The organism is Methylobacterium nigriterrae (genome assembly GCF_037106235.1).
Lineage (GTDB): Bacteria > Pseudomonadota > Alphaproteobacteria > Rhizobiales > Beijerinckiaceae > Methylobacterium > Methylobacterium nigriterrae.
Genome location: NZ_JBAWTG010001084.1, coordinates 1 through 244, shown reverse-complemented (window position 1 = coordinate 244; position 244 = coordinate 1). Strand labels below are relative to the sequence as shown.

General features: G+C 72.5%; 1 protein-coding gene. It reads left to right on the top strand.

Features of this window, described 5'->3' with window-relative positions:
* The coding region (locus WDW90_RS40345) for a molybdopterin-dependent oxidoreductase (RefSeq protein WP_336493140.1) at window positions 1-244 on the top strand (244 nt) is incomplete at both ends.

Genomic DNA, 244 nt, shown 5'->3' with positions numbered 1-244 from the left:
CGGCAATTCCCGCGGCTTCTTCGAGCCGCGCATGGCCGGCGGCCAGCTCGCCAACGGCGCCATGGGCAACGCCCGCTGGACGGGCGTGCCGCTGAGAGCGGTGCTCGACAAGGCCGGCGTGAAGGCGGGCGCCGTCGAGGTCTCTTTCGAGGGTCTCGACGGGCCGGTGATCCCCGAGACGCCGGACTTCACCAAGGCGCTCGCGATCGACCACGCCCGCGACGGCGAGGTGATGCTGGCCTGG